14 protein-coding genes, 2 tRNA genes and 3 rRNA genes are annotated in these 23,250 nt (G+C 59.8%); 13 read left to right on the forward strand and 6 right to left on the reverse strand.

Going from position 1 to position 23,250, the window contains the following annotated elements:
• Positions 1 to 310: 310 nt before the first annotated feature.
• From C2L65_RS07120 to C2L65_RS07150, 7 genes are all read left to right on the forward strand, one after another.
• Positions 311 to 2,230 (forward strand): hypothetical protein, encoded by a 1,920-nt coding sequence (locus C2L65_RS07120; protein ID WP_042315286.1) that lies wholly within the window; start codon positions 311 to 313, stop codon positions 2,228 to 2,230.
• A 534-nt stretch (positions 2,231 to 2,764) separates the two neighbouring features.
• Positions 2,765 to 4,295 (forward strand): 16S ribosomal RNA (locus C2L65_RS07125).
• A gap of 65 nt (positions 4,296 to 4,360) precedes the next feature.
• Positions 4,361 to 4,437 (forward strand) — tRNA-Ile (locus tag C2L65_RS07130).
• 51 nt (positions 4,438 to 4,488) lie between these two features.
• Positions 4,489 to 4,564 (forward strand) — tRNA-Ala (locus tag C2L65_RS07135).
• A gap of 300 nt (positions 4,565 to 4,864) precedes the next feature.
• Positions 4,865 to 7,745 (forward strand): 23S ribosomal RNA (locus C2L65_RS07140).
• A 194-nt stretch (positions 7,746 to 7,939) separates the two neighbouring features.
• Positions 7,940 to 8,053 (forward strand): 5S ribosomal RNA (rrf, locus tag C2L65_RS07145).
• The 16S, 23S and 5S rRNA genes sit together here with 2 tRNA genes alongside, the layout of an rRNA operon.
• A 220-nt stretch (positions 8,054 to 8,273) precedes the next feature.
• On the forward strand, positions 8,274 to 8,918 hold the full coding sequence (locus C2L65_RS07150; RefSeq protein WP_042311384.1) for an aspartate/glutamate racemase family protein: 645 nt from the start codon (positions 8,274 to 8,276) through the stop codon (positions 8,916 to 8,918).
• A gap of 46 nt (positions 8,919 to 8,964) precedes the next feature.
• On the opposite strand, the gene C2L65_RS07155 is transcribed toward C2L65_RS07150, so the two are convergent.
• Positions 8,965 to 10,284: an MFS transporter gene (locus C2L65_RS07155; RefSeq protein WP_042311385.1), complete on the reverse strand. Its 1,320-nt coding sequence runs from the start codon at positions 10,282 to 10,284 to the stop codon at positions 8,965 to 8,967.
• A gap of 353 nt (positions 10,285 to 10,637) precedes the next feature.
• On the opposite strand from C2L65_RS07155, the gene xylB reads away from it, so the two are divergent.
• Positions 10,638 to 12,104 (forward strand): xylulokinase, encoded by a 1,467-nt coding sequence (gene xylB, locus C2L65_RS07160; protein WP_042311387.1) that lies wholly within the window; start codon positions 10,638 to 10,640, stop codon positions 12,102 to 12,104.
• 61 nt (positions 12,105 to 12,165) lie between these two features.
• On the opposite strand, the gene C2L65_RS07165 is transcribed toward xylB, so the two are convergent.
• From C2L65_RS07165 to C2L65_RS07175, 3 genes are read right to left on the reverse strand one after another with little or no spacing between them, the layout of a single operon-like run.
• Positions 12,166 to 12,741, reverse strand: a complete 576-nt coding sequence (locus tag C2L65_RS07165; RefSeq protein ID WP_042311388.1) for a DUF1349 domain-containing protein — start codon at positions 12,739 to 12,741, stop codon at positions 12,166 to 12,168.
• 50 nt (positions 12,742 to 12,791) lie between these two features.
• The gene (locus C2L65_RS07170; RefSeq protein WP_042311389.1) at positions 12,792 to 13,331 is read right to left on the reverse strand and encodes a cytochrome b; all 540 of its coding nucleotides are present in this window, start codon (positions 13,329 to 13,331) and stop codon (positions 12,792 to 12,794) included.
• 12 nt (positions 13,332 to 13,343) lie between these two features.
• Positions 13,344 to 14,414 carry a catalase family peroxidase gene (locus tag C2L65_RS07175; RefSeq protein ID WP_042311391.1) on the reverse strand — a complete coding sequence of 357 codons (1,071 nt, stop codon included), beginning with the start codon at positions 14,412 to 14,414 and terminating at the stop codon, positions 13,344 to 13,346.
• Positions 14,415 to 14,634: 220 nt separating this feature from the next.
• On the opposite strand from C2L65_RS07175, the gene C2L65_RS07180 reads away from it, so the two are divergent.
• Positions 14,635 to 14,976 carry a DUF4148 domain-containing protein gene (locus C2L65_RS07180; RefSeq protein WP_042311393.1) on the forward strand — a complete coding sequence of 114 codons (342 nt, stop codon included), beginning with the start codon at positions 14,635 to 14,637 and terminating at the stop codon, positions 14,974 to 14,976.
• Positions 14,977 to 15,055: 79 nt separating this feature from the next.
• On the opposite strand, the gene C2L65_RS07185 is transcribed toward C2L65_RS07180, so the two are convergent.
• Positions 15,056 to 15,379, reverse strand: coding sequence for a DUF1330 domain-containing protein (locus tag C2L65_RS07185; RefSeq protein WP_042311530.1), 324 nt, complete (start codon positions 15,377 to 15,379; stop codon positions 15,056 to 15,058).
• Between the two features lie 468 nt (positions 15,380 to 15,847).
• On the opposite strand from C2L65_RS07185, the gene C2L65_RS07190 reads away from it, so the two are divergent.
• Entirely contained in the window at positions 15,848 to 16,639 is a 792-nt protein-coding gene (locus C2L65_RS07190; RefSeq protein WP_229513286.1) for an EAL domain-containing protein, read from the forward strand.
• A gap of 4 nt (positions 16,640 to 16,643) precedes the next feature.
• Here C2L65_RS07190 and C2L65_RS07195 read toward each other — a convergent pair whose 3' ends face one another.
• Entirely contained in the window at positions 16,644 to 17,093 is a 450-nt protein-coding gene (locus tag C2L65_RS07195) for a hypothetical protein (RefSeq protein ID WP_042311532.1), read from the reverse strand.
• A 456-nt stretch (positions 17,094 to 17,549) separates the two neighbouring features.
• Between C2L65_RS07195 and C2L65_RS07200 the strand changes: the two genes are divergently transcribed.
• From C2L65_RS07200 to pgaA, 3 genes are all read left to right on the forward strand, one after another.
• Positions 17,550 to 18,986 carry a TldD/PmbA family protein gene (locus C2L65_RS07200; protein ID WP_042311399.1) on the forward strand — a complete coding sequence of 479 codons (1,437 nt, stop codon included), beginning with the start codon at positions 17,550 to 17,552 and terminating at the stop codon, positions 18,984 to 18,986.
• Positions 18,986 to 20,329, forward strand: a complete 1,344-nt coding sequence (locus C2L65_RS07205; protein ID WP_042311534.1) for a TldD/PmbA family protein — start codon at positions 18,986 to 18,988, stop codon at positions 20,327 to 20,329. The genes C2L65_RS07200 and C2L65_RS07205 overlap by 1 nt, the downstream gene beginning before the upstream one ends.
• Positions 20,330 to 21,201: 872 nt before the next feature.
• Positions 21,202 to 23,247 (forward strand): poly-beta-1,6 N-acetyl-D-glucosamine export porin PgaA, encoded by a 2,046-nt coding sequence (pgaA, locus tag C2L65_RS07210; RefSeq protein WP_042311401.1) that lies wholly within the window; start codon positions 21,202 to 21,204, stop codon positions 23,245 to 23,247.
• The last annotated feature ends 3 nt before the right edge of the window (positions 23,248 to 23,250 follow it).

Consider the following 23,250-nt stretch of genomic DNA (forward strand, 5'->3'; position numbering starts at 1 on the left):
CTCACGGCGCTTCCGGTTTAAATCTGATTAATGACCGCGTATATCGCGTTATTAATCAGACATTATCCCGATCTGTTTTGCAGTTACATCTGGTTGCAATCGGTTGAGCACGGCCTCACTCGCACTGAAAAATGTTGCGGGCATGCAGGAAACGCGCTGCTCCAAATTACCGGCACCCCCGGCGCACCGGCAGTCGACGCAGTAAGAACGACTCCGCGTGCAAGACAGCCAACCCAGAAATCCAGCGTACGCGTTCGGGCATTTTTGCCAGGCGTTTTCGGACGGATTTCGATTGCCCATTCGTACTTCCATGAAAGCCAATTTACTTCTTGTTTCGTCATCGATAGCCGTCCTTCTCGCGGGCTGCGGCGGTGGTGGCGGCAGCGACCCGGCCGGCGCATCGGCCAATAGCGGTTCTCAAACTTCCGCGATGTCGGGCGCGAATGCGACGGCCAACGGCAACACCACGGGCACCATCAGTTGCGTATCGCCTTCGACGGCGAGCGCGTCGGCAGGTGGTCCGCTGATTTCCGCCGATACGGCTAGCAGCGACGGCACGCGCATGTTCGCGTCAGGCGCGAGTTTCCCGCTTGTGTTCACGACGAACACGAACAATGCCGACACGCTGAACTGGTCGATCAACGATACGACGGGCCGCGTCGCGGCTAGTGGCAGCTTCGCGGTGCCGGGTGGCGCAGCGACGACGACTCTGACCTGTAATTCGACACTCGCGGGTTACTTCGCGGTGGCCGGCAGCCTGAAGGCGGGCGGTGGCGCGTTACCGCAGGCCGGCACGCGTCCCACGGGCATCGCCACCTTTGGGGTGATTCCGAACCTGAGTGGCATCGTGCCCGCCGTGACGTACACGAAGCAGGAGCAGCACCGCTTCGGCATGCAGGGTGAAAACGATCGCGCAGCGGTGCTCGCTGGCCTCGGCATCACACAGACGATCGACGACCGCCAGATGTCGGTGATGGAACCGAATGGCGCGAACACGTTCAATCCGTCGGCGAACAATCTCGACTCGTTCTATACGTCGGGCAACGTGATGCGCCTGATCCGTCTGGATGGCACACCCGGATGGGCGTCGAAGTCGGGTGGCGTCGAGGACTTCACGACCTTGCCGAAGGACATGTCGTATCTGCAGAACTACATGAGCCGCGTCGGCACCGAGTCGAACGCGATTCGCCTGAAGTACTTCCCGACGCAGTCGGCGAACTACTATCAGGTGACGTGGGAGCCGAATCAGTTCTGGACGGATACGGATGCCAATTTCGTGTCGCTGTACCAGTCGGTCTATCAGGGCATTCACTCGACCGATCCTGGTGCTGTCGTGATGGGGCCGGCGGACGCATTCCCGAGCCTCACGAACAACCGTCTGCAACGCATTGCTTCGCTGGGTTACGGCAAGTACATCGATGGCGTGGCGACGCACGGCTACTACGATGCGGGCACGTCGCCTTCGCATCCGCCTGAGCGTCTCGCAACCGACCCCGTCGCCGCTAATGCCGCGAACGCGCTCAACAACTCGATGCGCACGCTGCGCACGACGATGCTGAACCAGTACCGCTCGGGCATGAAGCTGTATCAGACGGAAGTGGGTATCAGCTATGACCTCGGTTCGCAGTACGGTCCCAACTATCCGACGGGTAACGTGCTGTTCGCGCAGGGCGCCGTCGTCGCACGCACGCACATCATCCTGCTCGGCGAAGGCGCGGATGTTTCGTACGTGTTCTACGGTGCGGACTATCCGGGCGAAGTGGGCTATGGCACGTTCTTCGATCTGTCGAACGCGCAAGGCTCGTTCGGTGCGAGCAACATCAGCCCGAAGCCGGCCGCCATGGTCGTGAGTGCGATGTCGCGCATTCTGGATGGCACGAATACGCTTGGCCCTGTGAAGAACACGCCATCGGGTGTCTATGCTTATTCGTTCCAGCAGGTCAACAATGGATCGGTAATCACCGCCTTGTGGACGCACAACAACGATGCGTGGAGTGCAAGCGCGGGCTTCAGCTCGACGTATAGCGCGGCCTACAGCCTTGCAGTCGATGCGCCTGGCACGAGCGGCACGGTCAAGGTGCTCGACATGATGGGCAACCCGATGACGCTGAACTACACGGAAGGCACGCTAAAGCTGAATCTGACGGAAGCGCCCGTTTATGTGGTGTCGAAGAATGCGAGCGTCGCGAAGAGCAACGTGAACGCACCGCCGGGTTACGTCGGTTCTTGAGTGAAGTGGCGCATGGGTAGCGGACTTCACGCTGCTCACCAAGCCGGGAGTTCTTGTGAAAAAAGCGCGCGGATGTTCCGCGTGCTTTTTTCTTTTGTGCGATTTGCGTCGTGTCCGGCGCAAAGATCTCCTCTGCAATGTGCGCTAAGCCTTTGATTGAATAGGCGAGTACATTGCAATTGAGAGTCGATGCGTGTGCCTAATAAAGTGGCATCGCAAACTTTTCGTAGATCGTGCGAAATAAGTGCTTGACAGCCCCCTGGGGGTTCCGCATAATTCGGCCTCTCCAAACGACGGAGACGCAAGAAAGCAGCAGAAAACAGCGGCTTTTTAGCGAATGTTCTTTAACAATCAACAGCCGATAAGTGTGGGTGCTCGATGGCGGCGCGCGGTGATCTTCGGGTCACTGAACAAGCGAAAGTAATCGAGTCTCACACAGAAGTAATTGAGGAAGGTTCGAGTAATCGAAACTTTCGTCAGTGATTTTGAGTGAGCGACCGGTTCTTAACGGAACCGAAAAACAGTAACAGGTTTGAACTGAAGAGTTTGATCCTGGCTCAGATTGAACGCTGGCGGCATGCCTTACACATGCAAGTCGAACGGCAGCGCGGGGGCAACCCTGGCGGCGAGTGGCGAACGGGTGAGTAATACATCGGAACGTGTCCTGGAGTGGGGGATAGCCCGGCGAAAGCCGGATTAATACCGCATACGATCCTGGGATGAAAGCGGGGGACCGAAAGGCCTCGCGCTCAAGGGGCGGCCGATGGCAGATTAGCTAGTTGGTGGGGTAAAGGCCTACCAAGGCGACGATCTGTAGCTGGTCTGAGAGGACGACCAGCCACACTGGGACTGAGACACGGCCCAGACTCCTACGGGAGGCAGCAGTGGGGAATTTTGGACAATGGGGGCAACCCTGATCCAGCAATGCCGCGTGTGTGAAGAAGGCCTTCGGGTTGTAAAGCACTTTTGTCCGGAAAGAAAACCTCCGTCCTAATACGGTGGGGGGATGACGGTACCGGAAGAATAAGCACCGGCTAACTACGTGCCAGCAGCCGCGGTAATACGTAGGGTGCAAGCGTTAATCGGAATTACTGGGCGTAAAGCGTGCGCAGGCGGTTCGCTAAGACCGATGTGAAATCCCCGGGCTTAACCTGGGAACTGCATTGGTGACTGGCGGGCTAGAGTATGGCAGAGGGGGGTAGAATTCCACGTGTAGCAGTGAAATGCGTAGAGATGTGGAGGAATACCGATGGCGAAGGCAGCCCCCTGGGCCAATACTGACGCTCATGCACGAAAGCGTGGGGAGCAAACAGGATTAGATACCCTGGTAGTCCACGCCCTAAACGATGTCAACTAGTTGTCGGGTCTTCATTGACTTGGTAACGAAGCTAACGCGTGAAGTTGACCGCCTGGGGAGTACGGTCGCAAGATTAAAACTCAAAGGAATTGACGGGGACCCGCACAAGCGGTGGATGATGTGGATTAATTCGATGCAACGCGAAAAACCTTACCTACCCTTGACATGTACGGAACCTTGCTGAGAGGTGAGGGTGCCCGAAAGGGAGCCGTAACACAGGTGCTGCATGGCTGTCGTCAGCTCGTGTCGTGAGATGTTGGGTTAAGTCCCGCAACGAGCGCAACCCTTGTCCCTAGTTGCTACGCAAGAGCACTCTAGGGAGACTGCCGGTGACAAACCGGAGGAAGGTGGGGATGACGTCAAGTCCTCATGGCCCTTATGGGTAGGGCTTCACACGTCATACAATGGTCGGAACAGAGGGTTGCCAAGCCGCGAGGTGGAGCCAATCCCAGAAAACCGATCGTAGTCCGGATCGCAGTCTGCAACTCGACTGCGTGAAGCTGGAATCGCTAGTAATCGCGGATCAGCATGCCGCGGTGAATACGTTCCCGGGTCTTGTACACACCGCCCGTCACACCATGGGAGTGGGTTTTACCAGAAGTGGCTAGTCTAACCGCAAGGAGGACGGTCACCACGGTAGGATTCATGACTGGGGTGAAGTCGTAACAAGGTAGCCGTATCGGAAGGTGCGGCTGGATCACCTCCTTTCCAGAGCTTCGCGCTTCAAAGTTGAGCGCTCACACTTGTCGGCTGTTAATTGAAGACAGGCTCAGGGGTCTGTAGCTCAGTCGGTTAGAGCACCGTCTTGATAAGGCGGGGGTCGATGGTTCGAATCCATCCAGACCCACCAGCGTCTTGTCTGCGGTGGCTGATCGCAAACCCCCCTGTGTACTGTATGACTGGGGGATTAGCTCAGCTGGGAGAGCACCTGCTTTGCAAGCAGGGGGTCGTCGGTTCGATCCCGTCATCCTCCACCAATTCCCAATGCCTAGCGTTCAGTGTGAACTGAGCCTTAAGCATTGGCAATTGAGCCAGTCAGATGCGGTATTGCAGTTCGATATCGGCTGTCGTTCTTTAACAATCAGGAAGAAGTAGTAAAGAGATTCACGAAAGCATACTTAGAGATGGGTGTGCGAGTAGGTGAATCAGGGTTGTGATTGTATCAATGTATTTTTTGAGTTCATCGAAAGACGAACCTGGAATACGGCACAACGCGAATACTCAACCTGTAGCGAGTGAGTCTGGCGTGGCAACACGAAGAGACACACCCGTTATAGGGTCAAGCGAACAAGTGCATGTGGTGGATGCCTTGGCGATCACAGGCGATGAAGGACGCGGTAGCCTGCGAAAAGCGGTGGGGAGCTGGCAAACGAGCTTTGATCCACCGATATCCGAATGGGGAAACCCGGCCCGTATGGGTCATCCATGGCTGAATACATAGGCCATGCGAAGCGAACGCGGTGAACTGAAACATCTAAGTAACCGCAGGAACAGAAATCAACCGAGATTCCCAAAGTAGTGGCGAGCGAAATGGGACCAGCCTGTACTCTTTATCTTTGTTGTTAGCCAAACGCTCTGGAAAGTGCGGCCATAGTGGGTGATAGCCCCGTAGGCGAAAACAGCGAGGAAGAACTAGGTGTACGACAAGTAGGGCGGGACACGTGAAATCCTGTCTGAAGATGGGGGGACCATCCTCCAAGGCTAAATACTCGTGATCGACCGATAGTGAACCAGTACCGTGAGGGAAAGGCGAAAAGAACCCCGGGAGGGGAGTGAAACAGATCCTGAAACCGCATGCATACAAACAGTCGGAGCCTCGCAAGGGGTGACGGCGTACCTTTTGTATAATGGGTCAGCGACTTACATTCAGTGGCGAGCTTAACCGATTAGGGCAGGCGTAGCGAAAGCGAGTCCGAACAGGGCGATTCAGTCGCTGGGTGTAGACCCGAAACCAGGTGATCTATCCATGGCCAGGATGAAGGTGCGGTAACACGTACTGGAGGTCCGAACCCACTAACGTTGAAAAGTTAGGGGATGAGCTGTGGATAGGGGTGAAAGGCTAAACAAACCTGGAAATAGCTGGTTCTCTCCGAAAACTATTTAGGTAGTGCCTCGTGTATCACCTTCGGGGGTAGAGCACTGTCATGGTTGAAGGGTCCATTGCGGATTACTTCGCCATAGCAAACTCCGAATACCGAAGAGTGCAATCACGGGAGACAGACATCGGGTGCTAACGTCCGGTGTCAAGAGGGAAACAACCCAGACCGCCAGCTAAGGTCCCCAAATATGACTAAGTGGGAAACGAAGTGGGAAGGCTAAAACAGTCAGGAGGTTGGCTTAGAAGCAGCCATCCTTTAAAGAAAGCGTAATAGCTCACTGATCGAGTCGTCCTGCGCGGAAGATGTAACGGGGCTAAGTCATATACCGAAGCTGCGGATGCACATTTATGTGCATGGTAGGAGAGCGTTCCGTAAGCCTGCGAAGGTGCGTTGAAAAGCGTGCTGGAGGTATCGGAAGTGCGAATGCTGACATGAGTAGCGATAAAGGGGGTGAAAGGCCCCCTCGCCGTAAGCCCAAGGTTTCCTACGCAACGTTCATCGGCGTAGGGTGAGTCGGCCCCTAAGGCGAGGCAGAAATGCGTAGCTGATGGGAAGCAGGTCAATATTCCTGCACCAGTGTGAAATGCGATGGGGGGACGGATCGCGGAAGGTTGTCCGGGTGTTGGAAGTCCCGGTCGCTGCGTTGGAGAAGGTGCTCTGGCAAATCCGGGCACGGAATTCAAGGGCGTGGCGCGAGCTCCTTCGGGAGCGAAGCAATCGGAAGGGGTTCCAGGAAAAGCCTCTAAGCTTCAGTTTCACATTGACCGTACCGCAAACCGACACAGGTGGGCGAGATGAGTATTCTAAGGCGCTTGAGAGAACTCGGGAGAAGGAACTCGGCAAATTGGTACCGTAACTTCGGGATAAGGTACGCCCCTGTAGCTTGATGCCCCTGCGGGCAAAGGGTGAAGGGGTTGCAATAAACTGGTGGCTGCGACTGTTTAATAAAAACACAGCACTCTGCAAACACGAAAGTGGACGTATAGGGTGTGACGCCTGCCCGGTGCCGGAAGATTAAATGATGGGGTGCAAGCTCTTGATTGAAGTCCCGGTAAACGGCGGCCGTAACTATAACGGTCCTAAGGTAGCGAAATTCCTTGTCGGGTAAGTTCCGACCTGCACGAATGGCGTAACGATGGCCACACTGTCTCCTCCCGAGACTCAGCGAAGTTGAAGTGTTTGTGATGATGCAATCTCCCCGCGGCTAGACGGAAAGACCCCATGAACCTTTACTGTAGCTTTGCATTGGACTTTGAACCGATCTGTGTAGGATAGGTGGGAGGCTATGAAGCGTGAACGCCAGTTTGCGTGGAGCCGTCCTTGAAATACCACCCTGGTTTGTTTGAGGTTCTAACCTTGGCCCGTGATCCGGGTCGGGGACAGTGCATGGTGGGCAGTTTGACTGGGGCGGTCTCCTCCCAAAGTGTAACGGAGGAGTACGAAGGTACGCTAGGTACGGTCGGAAATCGTGCTGATAGTGCAATGGCATAAGCGTGCTTAACTGCGAGACCGACAAGTCGAGCAGGTGCGAAAGCAGGTCATAGTGATCCGGTGGTTCTGTATGGAAGGGCCATCGCTCAACGGATAAAAGGTACTCTGGGGATAACAGGCTGATACCGCCCAAGAGTTCATATCGACGGCGGTGTTTGGCACCTCGATGTCGGCTCATCTCATCCTGGGGCTGTAGCCGGTCCCAAGGGTATGGCTGTTCGCCATTTAAAGAGGTACGTGAGCTGGGTTTAAAACGTCGTGAGACAGTTTGGTCCCTATCTGCCGTGGGCGCTGGATATTTGAAGGGGGCTGCTCCTAGTACGAGAGGACCGGAGTGGACGAACCTCTGGTGTACCGGTTGTCACGCCAGTGGCATCGCCGGGTAGCTATGTTCGGAAGAGATAACCGCTGAAAGCATCTAAGCGGGAAACTCGCCTTGAGATGAGATATCCCCGGGGCTTCGAGCCCCTTGAAGGGTCGTTCAAGACCAGGACGTTGATAGGTCAGGTGTGGAAGCGCAGTAATGCGTTAAGCTAACTGATACTAATTGCCCGTAAGGCTTGATCCTATAACAGGTGTGTGTCGACAGTCGTTAGTGCTTCAGCACTTACGGATGTCCCACCCTGCGCGCAGCGCAGGGTCTCCAGCAGACACACAGGTTGAGATCGGTGTTGTGCCAGAAACAACACAACCCATACCCTCTTTACGCTTCTTCCAGATTGGCTGTGGCGCACCATCAATGCGACGCAGCAACCCGTCATGCCTGATGACCATAGCGAGTCGGTACCACCCCTTCCCATCCCGAACAGGACCGTGAAACGACTCCACGCCGATGATAGTGCGGATTGCCCGTGTGAAAGTAGGTAATCGTCAGGCTCCTTACCCAAGACAAGACCCCGCCCTCAAAAGCGGGGTCTTGGCGTTTGTAGGGCGCGCGTTTTAATGTCGCTTTCCCAGCGGGCCGCATGCAACAGCGACGAACGTGCCCGCGTTTCCTCTCCATCCGATCTTCCCGCGAAACTGCCCCACGTCGCTAATGCCGCGACCTCGCCGCGTACCTGTGCGAAACTGCTTGACTCGACCTGGAGAGAAAGCGATGCGCATCGCGTGCTTACACACGGCAGACAGTAACGTCGCGGTGTTCGACACAGTGGCACAGCAGTTGAATCTGCCACAGGGCTCGCTGCACCATGAAGTGCGCGCTGACCTCCTCGCAGCTGCAGAACTCGCTCGCGGGCTGACCCCGGACATCGAACGTCAGACTTGCGATGCCCTGTTGAATCTGGGACGTGGTGCGGACGTAGTACTTCTCACATGTTCCACTCTGGGGCTCTGTATCACAGTCGTATCGGCCAATGCCCCTGTCCCCATGATAAGAGTCGACAGTGCCTTGGCAGAAGAGGCGACGCGTGCCGGCGGCAAAGTGATTGCGCTATGCGCTGTTGAGACGACGCTGGCACCGACTGCACGGATATTTACGGACGCGGCGAAGCGATCCGGTGCTGAGGTCGAAATCCGGCTCGTGCAGGACGCCTGGCAGTTGTTCAGAGCGGGCGAACACGCCGCTTACCTGGCGAAGATCGCTGCCGCAACGGAAGACGCCTACCAGGACGGCGCCACCATTGTCGCGTTGGCTCAGGCATCCATGGCGGGCGCGGCAGCGTTATTGACGCAAGCGATGAAGCCGCTCACCAGCCCGGCAAGCGGTCTCATCGCGGCGATGAACGCCCTGCGCCCATAAAGGCGCGTCAATCCGGCAAAAAGCGATACCACGGAGACACAACGCTTCATCGAACCGCACGCGTCTCATGCGTAAACCTGAGTGTCACAACAGTAATCGCGCCGAGCACCATCAGGAAGATCGAAACCGGCCAGTAAGCGTGATATCTGGCAAGCAACGCTGTCGCAATCAGCGGCGACATTCCACCAGCGAAGATCGACGCCACTTCATGCCCAAGCGCCACGCCTGAATATCGCACTTCGGTGCTGAACAGTTCGCCGACGAGTGCGGGCAATGTACCGATCATCGCGCCGTGACAAACGGCCGTACCGAGAATAAGCGCGAGATAGATCCACGGCGCCTGGTGCGTATCGAGCATCCAGAAGAACGGAAAGGCCATCACGATCAATCCCGCGGCGCCGATCATGTACACAGGTTTTCTTCCGATGCGATCGGACAGTCGTCCCCACGCCAGCATCGCGCCCATTTCGACGACCATCGCCAGCATGACGCCCGTCAACATCACCGAACTGGTGATCCCCACAAACTTTCCATACACAAGCGAAAACGCGAGAAAGATATAAGCGCCGCCGTTTTCCGCCACGCGCAGCCCCATCGCCATCAAGATCTCTTTCGGATGCCGCCTGATGACCTCGACGACAGGCATATGGGTTTTCTCCCCACGCTTTTCGGTCTGCTCGAAATCCCGGCTTTCAGGCAGGCTGTGCCTGATATAAACGCCAATAGCAAAGATCGCGATGCTCGCGAGAAAGGGCAGCCGCCAGCCCCAGCTGATGAACGCATCGTGCGGCAGTGACTGCGCCGCGAGAAACGCAGCTGACGACAACACGAACCCGCCGCCCACGCCCAACTGGCTCCACGCCGCGTAATAGCCGCGTTTTTCCGGCGGTGCGCTTTCGCTGATCATCAATACGCCGCCGCCCCATTCGCCACCCGACGCAACGCCTTGCAGCAGACGCAATACGACGAGTGCAACGGGCGACCAGATGCCGATCTGCGCATACGTCGGCAGCAGTCCGATCGCGAATGTCGCGATACCCATGATGAGCAGCGTCCAGACGAGCGAAGCCTTGCGCCCGTAGCGGTCGCCGATATGGCCGAACACGACGCCGCCCAACGGCCGCGCGACGAAGCCCATGGCGAACGCAGCAAATGCGCCGAGCGTGCCGATCAACGGATCGCCGCCCGCGGGAAAGAACAACTGTCCGAACACCAGCGCGGCCGCCGTGCCATAGACGAAGAAGTCGTACCATTCCATCGCGTTGCCTGCGACGGACGCCACGACGATCTTGCGCAACGTCCTGTCTTCGAGAGGCCGGACAGCTGCAACGCGGCCGGTTGCGTGCGTGGGTTCGATGGAAGCCATGATGGATCGCATAGATGTAGTGGGGGATTGCCGCCGAGTGTCTGCCGCGCATTTCAATCGGTCAAATTCATCGAAAAAGGGAGATGCCATCAGCCACGCAAATGTGGGACGAATCGCTCACAGTCGTCCCGTTCATGGGCACCGTGGTAACGTCTCGTTTCAACGAGTCGAACGAGCGCCGGCAGTCGCAAGCCGGCGGACCATGGAGAAGACATGCTTTCCCACGGGAGAGTCGCGCTCGCGCGCCCCGCGCCAGCTGCTCCAGCTCTTGCTCGGTGAACACGTAGCCGCGCTGGCGTGTCGTCGATGTTCAGCATGCGGCGTCCACTCATGCCAAATAGTGAGGACGTGCAGTGACTTTCCTTGGAATCGACCTCGGCACCTCCGAGGTAAAAGTAATTCTGACCGATGACGCATCCACGACCCTCGCGACAAGCGGCGTGCGTCTGGATGTAGCGCAGCCGCATCCGCACTGGTCGGAACAAAATCCCCATGCGTGGTGGCAGGCCACGCTCGATGCCGTTGCCGCCGTGCGTGGCGAGAATCCCGGCGCATTCGCAGCGCTGCGGGGCATCGGGCTCTCGGGACAGATGCACGGCGCGACGCTGCTCGACGCGAAAGGCGAAGTACTCAGGCCCGCGATACTCTGGAACGACACGCGCGCGTTCGCCGAGTGCGCGGAGCTGGAAGCGCTCGTGCCCGAATCGCGCGAGATCACGGGCAATCTGGCGATGCCAGGTTTCACCGCGCCCAAGCTGCTTTGGCTTGCAAAGCACGAACCCGACGTATTTCGCGCCGCGTCCAAAGTGCTGTTGCCGAAAGACTATCTTGCGTGGCGGCTCACAGGGGATTTCGTGTCGGACATGTCGGACGCTTCGGGCACGCTATGGCTCGACGTCGCGAAGCGCGACTGGTCCGACCGCATGCTCGCGGCAACGGGATTGACGCGCGCGCACATGCCGCGCCTCGTCGAAGGCAGCGCGCGTGCTGCGCAGTTGAGCGACGCATTGCGGCGCGAGTGGGGCATTGCCGGTCCCGTCGTGCTATGCGGCGGCGCTGGCGACAACGCGGCAAGCGCGATCGGCATGGGCGTGGCGGAAGCGGGCAGCGCGTTTCTGTCGCTCGGCACATCGGGCGTGCTGTTCGCCGGCACCGATCGCTTCGCGCCGAATCCGGCGCAAGGCGTGCATGCGTTCTGTCATTGCTTGCCGGATCGCTGGCATCAGATGAGCGTGATTCTGTCGGCGGCATCGAGCCTTGGGTGGCTGTCGAAAGTGGTGAACCGTGAAGTCGGCAGTTTGCCCGAGCTCGCGAGCACGGCCGATCCAGCGGCCGCGCCGATCTTTCTGCCCTATCTGAGCGGCGAGCGCACGCCTCATAACGATGCGAACGCGCGCGGCGTGTTCTGGGGTTTGACGGGTGCAAATACGACGGGCGATCTCGCGTACAGCGTGATGGAAGGCGTTGCGTTCGCGATGGCCGATGGCTACGCCGCGCTGCAAAGCGCCGGTACGACGTTGCAGAGCGCGTCGTTCATCGGCGGCGGCTCGCGCAGCCCGTTCTGGGCCAACCTGTGCGCGACGGCAACGGGCATCACGATGCATCGTCACGAAGGCAGCGACGTTGGCGCGCCGCTCGGCGCGGCTCGCCTTGCACGGCTCGCGGTGACAGGTGAATCGATCAGCGAAGTCTGCCTTGCGCCCCCGACGCTCGAGTCCTGCGAGCCCGATCGTACACAGGCGCCGTTGCTTGCGCACAGGCTTGCGCGCTATCGCAGCATTTATCAGGCGCTCAAGGCGGGTTTCTCGGAACAGATTTGATCCGCGCACAACGCCGCGCGCGGCGAGGCGTACCGTACGTCTCGCCGCGCGAACATGAGGCTCAACTCAGATCGTGGAGATCCTTCTGCAACGGTACGCCTGCCGTGAAGCTGGAGAACTCGACATCCAATCCGCCGCGTTCGGGCGTGCAGCACACGGGGCCAACGAAGTAGTGCGCGGCCAAAGGAAAAGGCGCAAGCCGCAACAGAGGCCACGTCGTTCCGTCGATTGAATACTGCACGCGCAGCACCCCTTGCGCGACGGTTGCACGCATCCAGAAGCCATCCGCTGCCGCGATGGGCGCACCGATGGCCCAGTCCGACTGGCCGACCGTCAATACGCTGCTCATCATCAATATGCCGTCAGTGAATTCGACACCCGCCTTCAGCCATGTCGACTCGTCGACGCGCACCATCAATCCCGCCTGATCGTATAGCGCATGAAACTGTCCGCGCACGCGCACCTGTGCGGTGAAATCGCCTTGCGTGCGGACTCCGAAGCAGTGACCCGAATCGCGCGTGAAGCCGTAGTGCGTGTTGCGCCAGAAGTCGGTCTTCGGATCGGTCGTCACGTTGAGCGTGTCGCCGTCGAGCGACCATCTCGACGGCTCATTGAACCATTTGCATTGTTCGAACACGCAACGCCTCCGTTATGTCGCAGACGCGGTCGACGCGACGCATAGAAGGTCTAGCGTCCGCCGCGAACCATGCTGGAGAATACGCCGTCGCGACGAATGAGTCCATGAAAGAGGGCTGCCGCGATATGCGCGAGCACAGTCGCGAACAGCGCGAATGCGAGCCACGTATGCAACGCGCGCAACAGCGCGAACAGATCCACGTTTTGCGGCACGATTGCGGGCAGATGCCAGGTGCCGAACAACGTGATGGGATAGCCGCCTGCCGAGAGCATCGTCCAACCAATCAACGGCATCGCGATGAATAGCCCATACAGCACGAGATGCGATGCCCTGGCTGCGAAGTGCTGCAATGCGGGCATATCGTCGGGCAGTGCGGGGCTGCCGTTCTTCAGTCGCACGGCGACGCGAATCAAGGCGAGCACGAGCAACACAACGCCAAGCGGCCGATGCAGTGCGATCAACGTCGCATGTACGTGCGAGACAGTCGCGACCATCGCGACGCCGACGAATAGCATCGCGAGAATCAGCACAGCCATTGTCCAGTGCAAAAGACGCGCGAGCGGAGAGAAATGGCGAGAGGTGTTCGTCATGATGCGTTCCGTTCAGGGTTGCGAAGTAGCGGGCGCGTGATGCAGCGCTTCTTCCCGTGTGCGCCGCTGATACGACACGGCATAGGCCGCCGAACGCGCCGCGAGCAGTGGATCGTCAGAAGGCGCGATGCCATCCGGCAGTACAGTCGGATCGAAGTTCACGTCGCGGCACACGCCATCCGCTTGCGGCGCGCTACGTTCGATAACCACGGTGCCCGCGTCTATGCGCTGCCGGTCGGCAGGCCATTGCAGCGTCGCGTCGTTGGAGGGATCGCCGGCGTTTGCAACCGTCACGATCAGATGCCAGCGCACGTTGCCGTGCTTCAGTTGTTCGCCGAACTGCTGCGACAGGAAATCGGGATCGTTCTTCTCCTGCGGATCGACAGGCGCATATGACGCTTCCGGCTCCACGGACCAGCGCACTGTGTGCTCCTGTCCGCTCGCGTCGGTAAAGCGGAATGCGTTGATGCTGTAGTACGCCGCATTCCCAAGACCGGACGATGCCGGATGCGTCTTCACCCATTGCTGAAACGGCTGCGTTTCGGGGTGCGATGCATAAAACGCCTTCAGCTTCGCGGGATCCGGCTTGCCCGTCTTGGAATCCGGCTGTGCGGCGACGAGTTGCTGATAGAACTGCTCGGGCGTATGCACCGCGAACACGGGCGTCGAATTCATGGCCGTACGCCATTGCTCGCCATCGCGTTGTGTGAAGAGCAGTGCGAAGCTGCGAACCGGCACGCTGGCGTCGGGCGCTGATGGATTACCACCTGGAATCGCAAAGCGGCCAATGACGGGCGTGCGGCCCTGCGTGAAAACCTGCGCGCGCGAAATCGACGCCGCACTACCGTTGCTGTCGAAATAGCCCTCTACGCACAGCCCTTTCGCGTGATTGCGGCGATAGCCCGGGTGTGGGCCGCTGTTTGCCTGGAACTGGTTGATGATGCGATACGTCGTGAGGCGTGAAGGCGTGAGCCAGCCGGCCGCATACGCGAAAGTGCCAGCGAGCGCGAATACCGCTGCGCCGATCGCGGCGAAGCGGCATGGCATACAGCGGGCCGTCGACGCTCGGGACTTTGAATTCATCACGAATGCTCCTTTCGTTTCTGATGGTGACGTGCTTAGGCCGCCAACACAGAGGAGCGGTGTTTATTCCCGTCTCACGCGAGAATTTTTATCGGCAAACGGTCGATGTGAGAAAGCAAAAAAAGTTGGGAATAGATTTAGACATCGCTTTGTTCATCACAGTGAAGCGCCACACATCCTGTGACGCATCGACGTCACCTCTACACTGAAGGAGCTGGAAATGAAGAAGCTTGCACTGTTGACTGTTTCGATCGCCGCACTCGCTTCGACCGCATTCGCATCGAGCGCATTTGCGCAGGAGAAGACGCGCGCAGAAGTCCGTCAGGAACTGATCCAGGCCGAGCAGAATGGCTCGCAGTTCGTGACCGACACGTCGTATCCCGAAGTCGCCCCCATCTATCAGCAACAGGTCGCTCACCAGAAGGCTGCGCAGGAAAGCGAAGGTGCGGGCATGGCGGGTACGCACGCCGCGGGATCGCGGATGCCCGTCACGGACGCGAACACGGGTATGTCGACATGCGTCGGTCCCGTCAGCTATTGCTCGGTGTACTTCGGCAGTTGATCGCCATGCCGGGTGAGGGGTGGCGCTTCCACGCAGTGAGGCGCACCCCGCTTACCCATGTGCGCTTATGTATGTGCGCTCATCCGCACAACACATCCGTCGCGACGTGCGAGGCCGGCACCGCGTCGATCAGAATCACATCGCCGATTGAATTGTCCGTGCGCAGCGGCAGAATCGCCTGATAAGCGGCGGATCGGTACCATGCGCGCGCGAGGTCACGATTCGGAAACTCAATGGCGACCAGGTCGCCGCGCCAGTCGCCTTCGAGCCGTTCGCAACGGCCGCCATGTAGCACGAAATGGCCGCAATAGGGCGCAAGCGTCGCATCGATGCGCTTCAGGTACTCGACGATCTCCACACCCATCGTCACTTCATGCAGGTGCGCAACGGCAAACGTTGACATGCTGTTCTCCCGCTCGTTGACGAATGACGCCAGCATATCGGCCGTCGCAAGGCGAATCGATTACCTCTGAGGTAATGCCGCGCGCAACAGCGATTCGCACATGAAGCACTTTTGACAGTCGGCATTCTGCGCGGGTAAGCGCGGAGCATCCCGCTGCAATGCGAGCAGGGCCGCGCGCCGCGTTCCGCGCACACCCGGCGCATATGTTTCGCGCACGAAACGTTGTTACGCTTTCTTTCCAGACCGCGAATCCGTGCGATCGTCCGTAGAATGAGGCGCCATGCGGGTTCCGGCGTGGTTGTCAGGAAACAGCGAACCCATGGTATGAAACGTGCATCGAATGGGGAAACGCCAATCCCATCCACACATCAATAAATACGGTCCTCCCATACGATGGATGCTCGCCACGCTACCGCTGCCGATCGCGAGGATGATGATGCCCGTGCGACGACGCGCACGAACAATACGATGCACACGCCACGCTTGATGAACCAGCTTGAACAACGCGTGAGCGAAGGTCTTCTCGCCGGTGAATTCCGGCTCGCGTTTCAGGGTATCTACGATGTGCAGACAGGCAAGCTCGCGCGCGTCGAAGCGCTGATCCGCTGGATGCATCCGGACTACGGCATGCTGTTGCCCGATGCGTTTCTCGTCGCGCTCGATCATCCCCTTGTCGCGTTGCAACTGACCTATCACGTGATCGACGGCGCGTGCCGCGCGCTGGCTCACGCGCAGCGCCAGGGGCAACGGGTGTGTCCGATCGCTGTCAATGTGCCGCCGCGCGTCGTCGCCGACGAGCACTTTCCGGCCACCGTGATGCAGATCGCGCGTCTGCATGGCGTCGAGCCCGATCTGCTCGAACTCGAACTCGTCGAAACGGAAGACTCGACGCGCCTGCTGGCTGCGCCGCCTCTGACGAAGCCGTTGCGCGAAGCAGGCATGCGTCTCGCAATCGACGACTTCGGCACCGGCTATTCGTCACTCGCGCTACTGAGCACGATCGATGTCGATACGGTGAAGGTCGCGCGCGAAATGCTCGATGGCGTGCCGGACTGTCCGCGCGCGTCAGCCGTTGCATCGGGCGTGCTGTCGATGCTCGAAAGGCTGAATGTCGCGGTGGTGGTGGAGGGCGTCGAAACGAGGGCGCTCGCGCGCTGGCTCGCGCAATGGCCCAAGGTGCTGGCGCAGGGCTTTTTCTACGCGCGCCCGACCTTCGAGTACGCCGACGTTCCCATTCAGGAGCGATACGTCGCGCTGTAGCGCTTCACGCCTGTGTATTGACGATGCCGCCCGTCGACTTGCCCGACGAAGAAAGAATCAGTTGGGCAAGCTCGGCCGTGGCCGTTTGCAGCGCCGCTGAAATCGACATCGCCTGCGCACTCAACGAAGCGACCATCGCAGCGCCTGCCCCCGTGCTATCCGTATTCGCCTGCTGTTGTGCGCGGGCCATCTGCTGCTGCACTGCCGACAGCTTCTGTTGCAACGACTCGATCAGCGCCTTCAACTGCTTGATAGCCGCATCCTGAGGGCTGTCGCCGCCCGTCGCTCCTGCGGACGACGCGCCTTGCGCACCCTGTGCGCCGGATGTGGCAGCAGAGGGTGAGGCCGGTTTTGCGCCACTCGTTGCTGAAGTGCTCGATGTGTCCGGCGACGTATCGGCCGTACGTGGGCTGGAGATCGCGGTGCTGCCTGAAAGGTCGTTCTGGATTTGCATGGGCAGAGGCTCTGTTCGTTGAAAGAGAAACGGCTTGTCCGTGATAACGGCATGGGTCAGTACCTTCTTGAGCGACTTGATGTTTGTCAAAGAACATCGTGTCCGTACGACCATTCAAGCGAATCTCGTATGTACTTGTCGCTCGTCACGTTCAGAAATGCATCATTTTGCGCGAGGTTTCCAATGAGGAAAGCCTTATGAAATGCACGCGCGGCACGCGAAAAACAGGCTTGTGCTTGCATGCGGCAGCGCAGATGAATGTGCAGTGGCAGACACTCGAACGGGATGAATGTGCGCCGGGACACAGCGCGAGAAGTGGATGAAGACAAGACGGCGCGGCACGTAAGGCGATCGGGTATTGCGCATCGCGTACGATATGGCATTCGCGTGCGAGCGCATGCGCCTTACCGGCGTGTCGATGCTCGCATGGGCGCATGACATTCGTGAGGCAACCCCATGATCGAATCCTTAATGAGCCGCTTGCCGCGCGCGTTGCGCAGCGAGGCGGACTTCTGGTCGGTGCGTATCGTGAACGAACGGACCGACGATCACGCCGTACGCAACGACGTCGCGCAACCGCTGCGCATCGCGAGCGATCGTGGCGCGATGCTGGTCGCGTGGTGTGGAAGGGGCGCGGGTTATGCCGCCACGGCTGATCTGTCGGAGCGTGGTTTGCAAGCCGCGCTCGATATCGCGACGCAACGCGCCAAGGCATGCGCGTCCGTATCGCTGATCGATCACACGCAGATTGCGCGGCCTGTCGAAAGCGGCAGCTATGAATCGCCCGCTGTCGCGCAAACGTCGCCAGGCCGGCGTGAATGGCTGGAACGTCTGCAGCACGAATGCGCGGCAGCGAACATCGACGGCCGCATTGTCGAGCGCACGGCCGCCGTGCAGCTCACGCACAGCGAGCAGACGTATCTGACGAGCGACGGCATACGCGTCGATCAGCACTTCCGCTTCATGCTGCCGCAGATTTCCGTGACGGCGCACGCGGACGGCGTGACGCAGGTGCGCACGCTCGGCGGCGATTACGGCACGCTCGCGCAAGGCGGTGTAGATGTGCTCGCGCATTTCGGCTTCGACGGCGCGGGCGCGCGCATCGCAGACGAAGCGCTGCAACTGGTGGCCGCGCCGAACTGTCCGTCGGGCCGGCGCGATCTGCTGCTGATGCCCGATCAGATGATGTTGCAGATTCACGAATCGATCGGCCATCCGCTCGAACTCGACCGCATTCTCGGTGACGAGCGCAACTTCGCCGGCTGGAGCTTCGTCAAGCGCGAGCACTTCGGCTCGTATCGCTACGGCTCCGATCTGCTGAACGTCACATTCGATCCCGACCTGCGCGAAGAAGCCGCAAGCTATGCGTTCGATGATGACGGCACGCGCGCGAAACGCGAGTACCTGATCCGCGACGGCGTGCTGATGCGGCCGCTCGGCGGTGCGCTGTCGCAGCAGCGCGCGCGGCTTGCGGGCGTCGCGAACTCGCGGGCTTCGAGCTGGAACCGGCCGCCCATCGACCGCATGGCGAATCTCAACATCGAGCCGGGAACCAGCACGCTCGAAGACATGATCGCGAACATCGAAAGCGGCATCCTGATGCGGACCAACACGTCATGGTCGATCGACGATCATCGCAACAAGTTTCAGTTCGGCTGCGAATACGGCCAGCTGATCGAGAACGGCCAGCTTACGCAGGTCGTGCGTCAGCCGAACTATCGCGGCATCTCGGCGTGCTTCTGGCGCAGCCTCGTGGCCGTCGGCAACGAAGCGACGCGCGGTGTGTATGGCACGTCGATGTGCGGCAAGGGCGAGCCGATGCAGATCATCCGCGTCGGCCATGCGTCGCCCGCATGTGTGTTCAGCAACGTCGATGTATTCGGAGGCGCATGATGCATGACAACCATTCATCCGCTTCTCGCACGCATTTCATGACGCTTGCGAACGAGATCGAACAGCGGCTGACGGCGAATGAAGTCGCGTTGACGTCGTTTTCCGCCGAGCAGTCCGACTTCATCCGCTTCAACGAAGGCAAGGTGCGCCAGTCGGGCCACGTGTCACAAGCCAGCGTCACGCTGCGGCTGATCGACGGACAACGTCAGGCCTATTCGACGTTCACGCTATGCGGCGACATCGGCGCGGACACCCACGCGATCGGCGAAACGCTGGCGGCATTGCGCGAAGGCCTGCGCGATGCGTCCGACGATCCGCATCTTTTGTTCGACACGACGGTCTGGTCGGAAACGACGCAACGCGCAGGCACGTTGCCTTCGCCCGATACATTGCCGCTCATCGTCGCGCAGTGCGCGCTCGGACTCGACTTTGTCGGCTTCTATGCGGGCGGCACGATGGCGCGCGGTTTTGCTTCGTCGCTCGGCAGCCGTGGCTGGTATGAAGTCGAGAACTTTAATATCAGCTGGTCGCTGTATGACGCGAGCGGTCGCGCAATCAGGAGCCACTATGCGGGCGGCACCTGGAGCGATGCCGTATTTGCAGGCAAGGTGGAAGAGGCCGCTGCGCATTTGCCTGTGCTATCACGCGAGCCGCGCGTGCTGGCGCCAGGCCGCTATCGCACGTACTTCGCGCCCGCTGCGTTACGCGAACTGATGGAGACGGCCTCGTTCAGCGCCTTCTCCGCGCGCACACAAGCGACGGCGCGCAACGAGTTTTATCGTCTGAACATCGGTGAAGTTGCGCTCGATCCGCGCGTCACGCTGACGGAAGATCTCACGCTCGACATCACACCGCGCTTCAACGACGACGCCTATCAGCGACAAAGCGTTCCGCTCATCGAAGCAGGGCGCGCCGTTGCCCAGTTGACCAACGCTCGTACGGCCCGCGAATACGGCCTCACACCGAATGGCGCGACGGCGAGTGAAACACCGTCCGCGCTGTCGATGCAAGGTGGCGATCTTGCGCAAGCCGATGTACTGCGCGCGCTCGACACGGGTCTCTATATCGGCAATCTCTGGTACGTGAACTTCTCGGACCGGATGAACTGCCGGATGACGGGTATGACGCGCTTCGCGACCTTCTGGGTCGAGCAGGGCCGCATCGTCGCGCCCGTCGATGCGATGCGCTTCGACGACAGCCTGTACCGGCTCCTCGGCAGCGAACTGGAGCGCATCGGCGCACAGCCCGAACTGCTGCTGAACGACTGGACATGGGGTGAACGCGCGACGGGCGGCATGAAGCTGCCGGGTCTGCTCGTACGTTCCTTCGATCTGACCTTATGACGCCGCGCGTCGCGGCTTGAAGGGAAGCGGCGTCTGCGCACACGCGCAGCGCCCACATCCCGAGCGGTAGGCAGAATCCATCGATTACCCCGTCATTGTGTTATGTCGTATTACTAATTACATTGCGATGCGTTGCCATTCATGGCCCGCGTCTTTCTTCGTCTTTGATTGTGCAGCGAGACAATACCCGACGCTCGAACTCGGGCTCTGTGCGCTGGCGCACATCGAATGCAGACAGCCCTATGTGCGCTAACGCACACTGCTGTGTGCGTGTTGCGACACTCGCGGCACGCGTGAAAGGCGCGTTTTCTTGCGCGTACAGCTGGAAGTGTTGAATCTCTCTGCACGTCTCAATCGATTTCATAGGGAATCGCCAACGCGATCCGCGCGAGGCCGCGCAATCTTTCGCGCGTTGCATGCCTCAGACGAATTCCGCCTGCTGTGCATGCCGTTGCAGCTTTGAATCAAAACCGGCATCTGTTGCGACGCACAAGCATGTTCTTTGCTGGGCATGGTTTTGCGTCCGATGAATACGATTGTTTCTATACGCGATCCGTACTCCGAAAATTGATTCGTATTGCTTGTCGAGTTCAGCGATGAAACGTTTTTGACGTTTTACAGGTCGCTTGCAAGCGCGATTTTGTAGTGAGCCCTTAACCAGGAAGGTCGAGAGGGGTGCTGGTACGGACTTCGCTATAAGCCTCGCCGCGCAATTGGACGGGGCCGGTGCGCGACGCAACAACTGGCCATCGAAACAAGACGCTGTACTCCACGCCTCTCACAGGCCACGCGACGTTGTTGCTCTCCATGCGCCATTTGCATGGTGCAGGGACTCGCTTTGTCTGGAGTTTGGCACCGACAAGCGAGGAATCATGAAAACGAAACGCTCTAGCCGACACAAGCACGCCGCAGTCAAGGCGACCGCCTTGCTGCTGGTGCTGCTTGCGCGCGACTACTGCGCTGCGCAGCCGACCACTGCGTCCGAAAGCACGGGGAATGTCGCAGCAGGGCATGTTGCAGAAGGCAAGGTAGACACGGAGCGCGACCAGCTCCGCAAACGGATCTTTGCGGAAGCGGGCGCGGGCGCCGCGCAGCTTGCGCTCCAGGAAGCGCGTGCGAGCCGTGACGCGTTCTCCGAACACGACCTGTTCCAGATTGAAGCGCTCGTCGTCGAAACGGAGGTGTACTGGGGAAGGCAGCAGTCGCTTGCATCCGATGAACCCGACCGGCTCGCGCAGTCGAACACGGCCCTCGCGCACATCGACGAGATGCTGGCGCGCATGCCGGCATCGGAAGAATTCGCGGACGTGCGCCGTTCGGTGCTCGTCGAAAAAGTAGCGGCTTTGCAGGGCGTCGGGCGCATGAAGGAGGCGACGGCGCTTTATGAAGACCTGTCGCGCTCGAATCAGCCGATGCCCGCGCGCACCTACGCGGCAGCCGGCGATGCGTACACGTACATCGACCAGCCGCGCAAAGCGGCGCCCGCTTATGAGCGCGCGTTGCAGACGCCCATCGAGCCGCTCGTGCCGTCCGTCGAGCCGCATGCGTTGAAGCGCATCGACGTACAGGAAGGGCTCTTTTTCGCGTACCTCGATTCGGGCCGCTACGACAACGCGCAGCAACTGCTCAAGCAGATTTCCGCCAGCACGCCGATTCGCGCGGATCTCTCCGAGCACCCGGAAGACGTGAACGAAGACTATGGCCGCGTGAAGAAGCTGCAGGCGCAGTACCTGCTCTACACGGACCGCACGCGCGAAGGCGTCGCCGCGCTCGACGAGTTGCGTCACGAGGCGCCGTTCGATCCCGCGCTGATCAGCGCGCGCTCGGATGCGTCGCTCGTTCAGCAACGTCCGCACGAGGCGCAAAAGGTCTACGAAGGCACGCTCGTCGATCACCCCGGCGACATCGAAACGCTCGCGGGTCTGGGCCGCACGGCGCTCGAACTGGGTCAGTACGATCGCGCGGCCGACGTCAACGCGACCTTCAGCGACCGCTTCCCCGATAACAACACGGTCAAGACGTTCCAGCGGGATTACGCGGCGTACAAGAGCCCGCAGTTGATCGTCGCCGGCAACGGACAGAAGGGAAACTCGGTCCTCGCCGACGAGAACTGGGGCATCGACACGCAGCTGTACTCGATGCCGCTCGCCGAGTATTGGCGCGTGTTCGCGCATCAGTTCAGCGGCCGCGCGAATACGGGCGACGGCAACAGCGTGAGCCGCATCCGCAACGGCATCGGCGCGGACTTCCGCTTTCATGGCATCGACGCCGCGGCGGAAGTCAACCGTTCGACGGGCGGGCAGGCAAAAACGGGCGGGGCAGGCAGCGTGAGCTACGCACCCGACGACCGCTGGCGCTTTTCGGCGGGCGTTGACAGCAACGTCAACACGCTGCCGTGGAAAGCGTACCAGGCGGGCGTCACGGGCCGTGCGGCAACGGGTGGCGTGCGCTACAGCGTCGACGACTACCGCTACTTCGATCTCACGTACGGCGCGACGCGCTATAGCGACACGAACTTCAACCAGGCGTGGGTCGGCACGTGGTACGAGCGTCTCATCAACACGCCGAGCCATCTCGTCGCGACGTGGGTGGAGCTGAACACGAGCAGCAACACGCTCGCGAACACCGCGTACTTCGCGCCGCATCGCGACATGACGGCGCAACTCACGGCGATGTACCAGTGGACGTCGTGGCGCAACGCGGACCAGTCGCTCGCGAACCGCGCGTACGCGACGGTCGGCGGCTACCGTCAAACGGATATCGGCAACAGCATGCTGTGGGAAGTGCGGCTCGAGCAGCAGTGGCAATTCAACGCGCACGCATCGCTCGCATATGGCATTGGCCTTTCAAGCCAACGCCTCGATCACACGCGCGAGACCAGCAAGCTCATCTACCTGAACCTGAACATTCCTCTGTAGGTC

Origin of the sequence: Paraburkholderia terrae, from assembly GCF_002902925.1 — a bacterium.
Taxonomy (GTDB): Bacteria; Pseudomonadota; Gammaproteobacteria; order Burkholderiales; family Burkholderiaceae; genus Paraburkholderia; species Paraburkholderia terrae.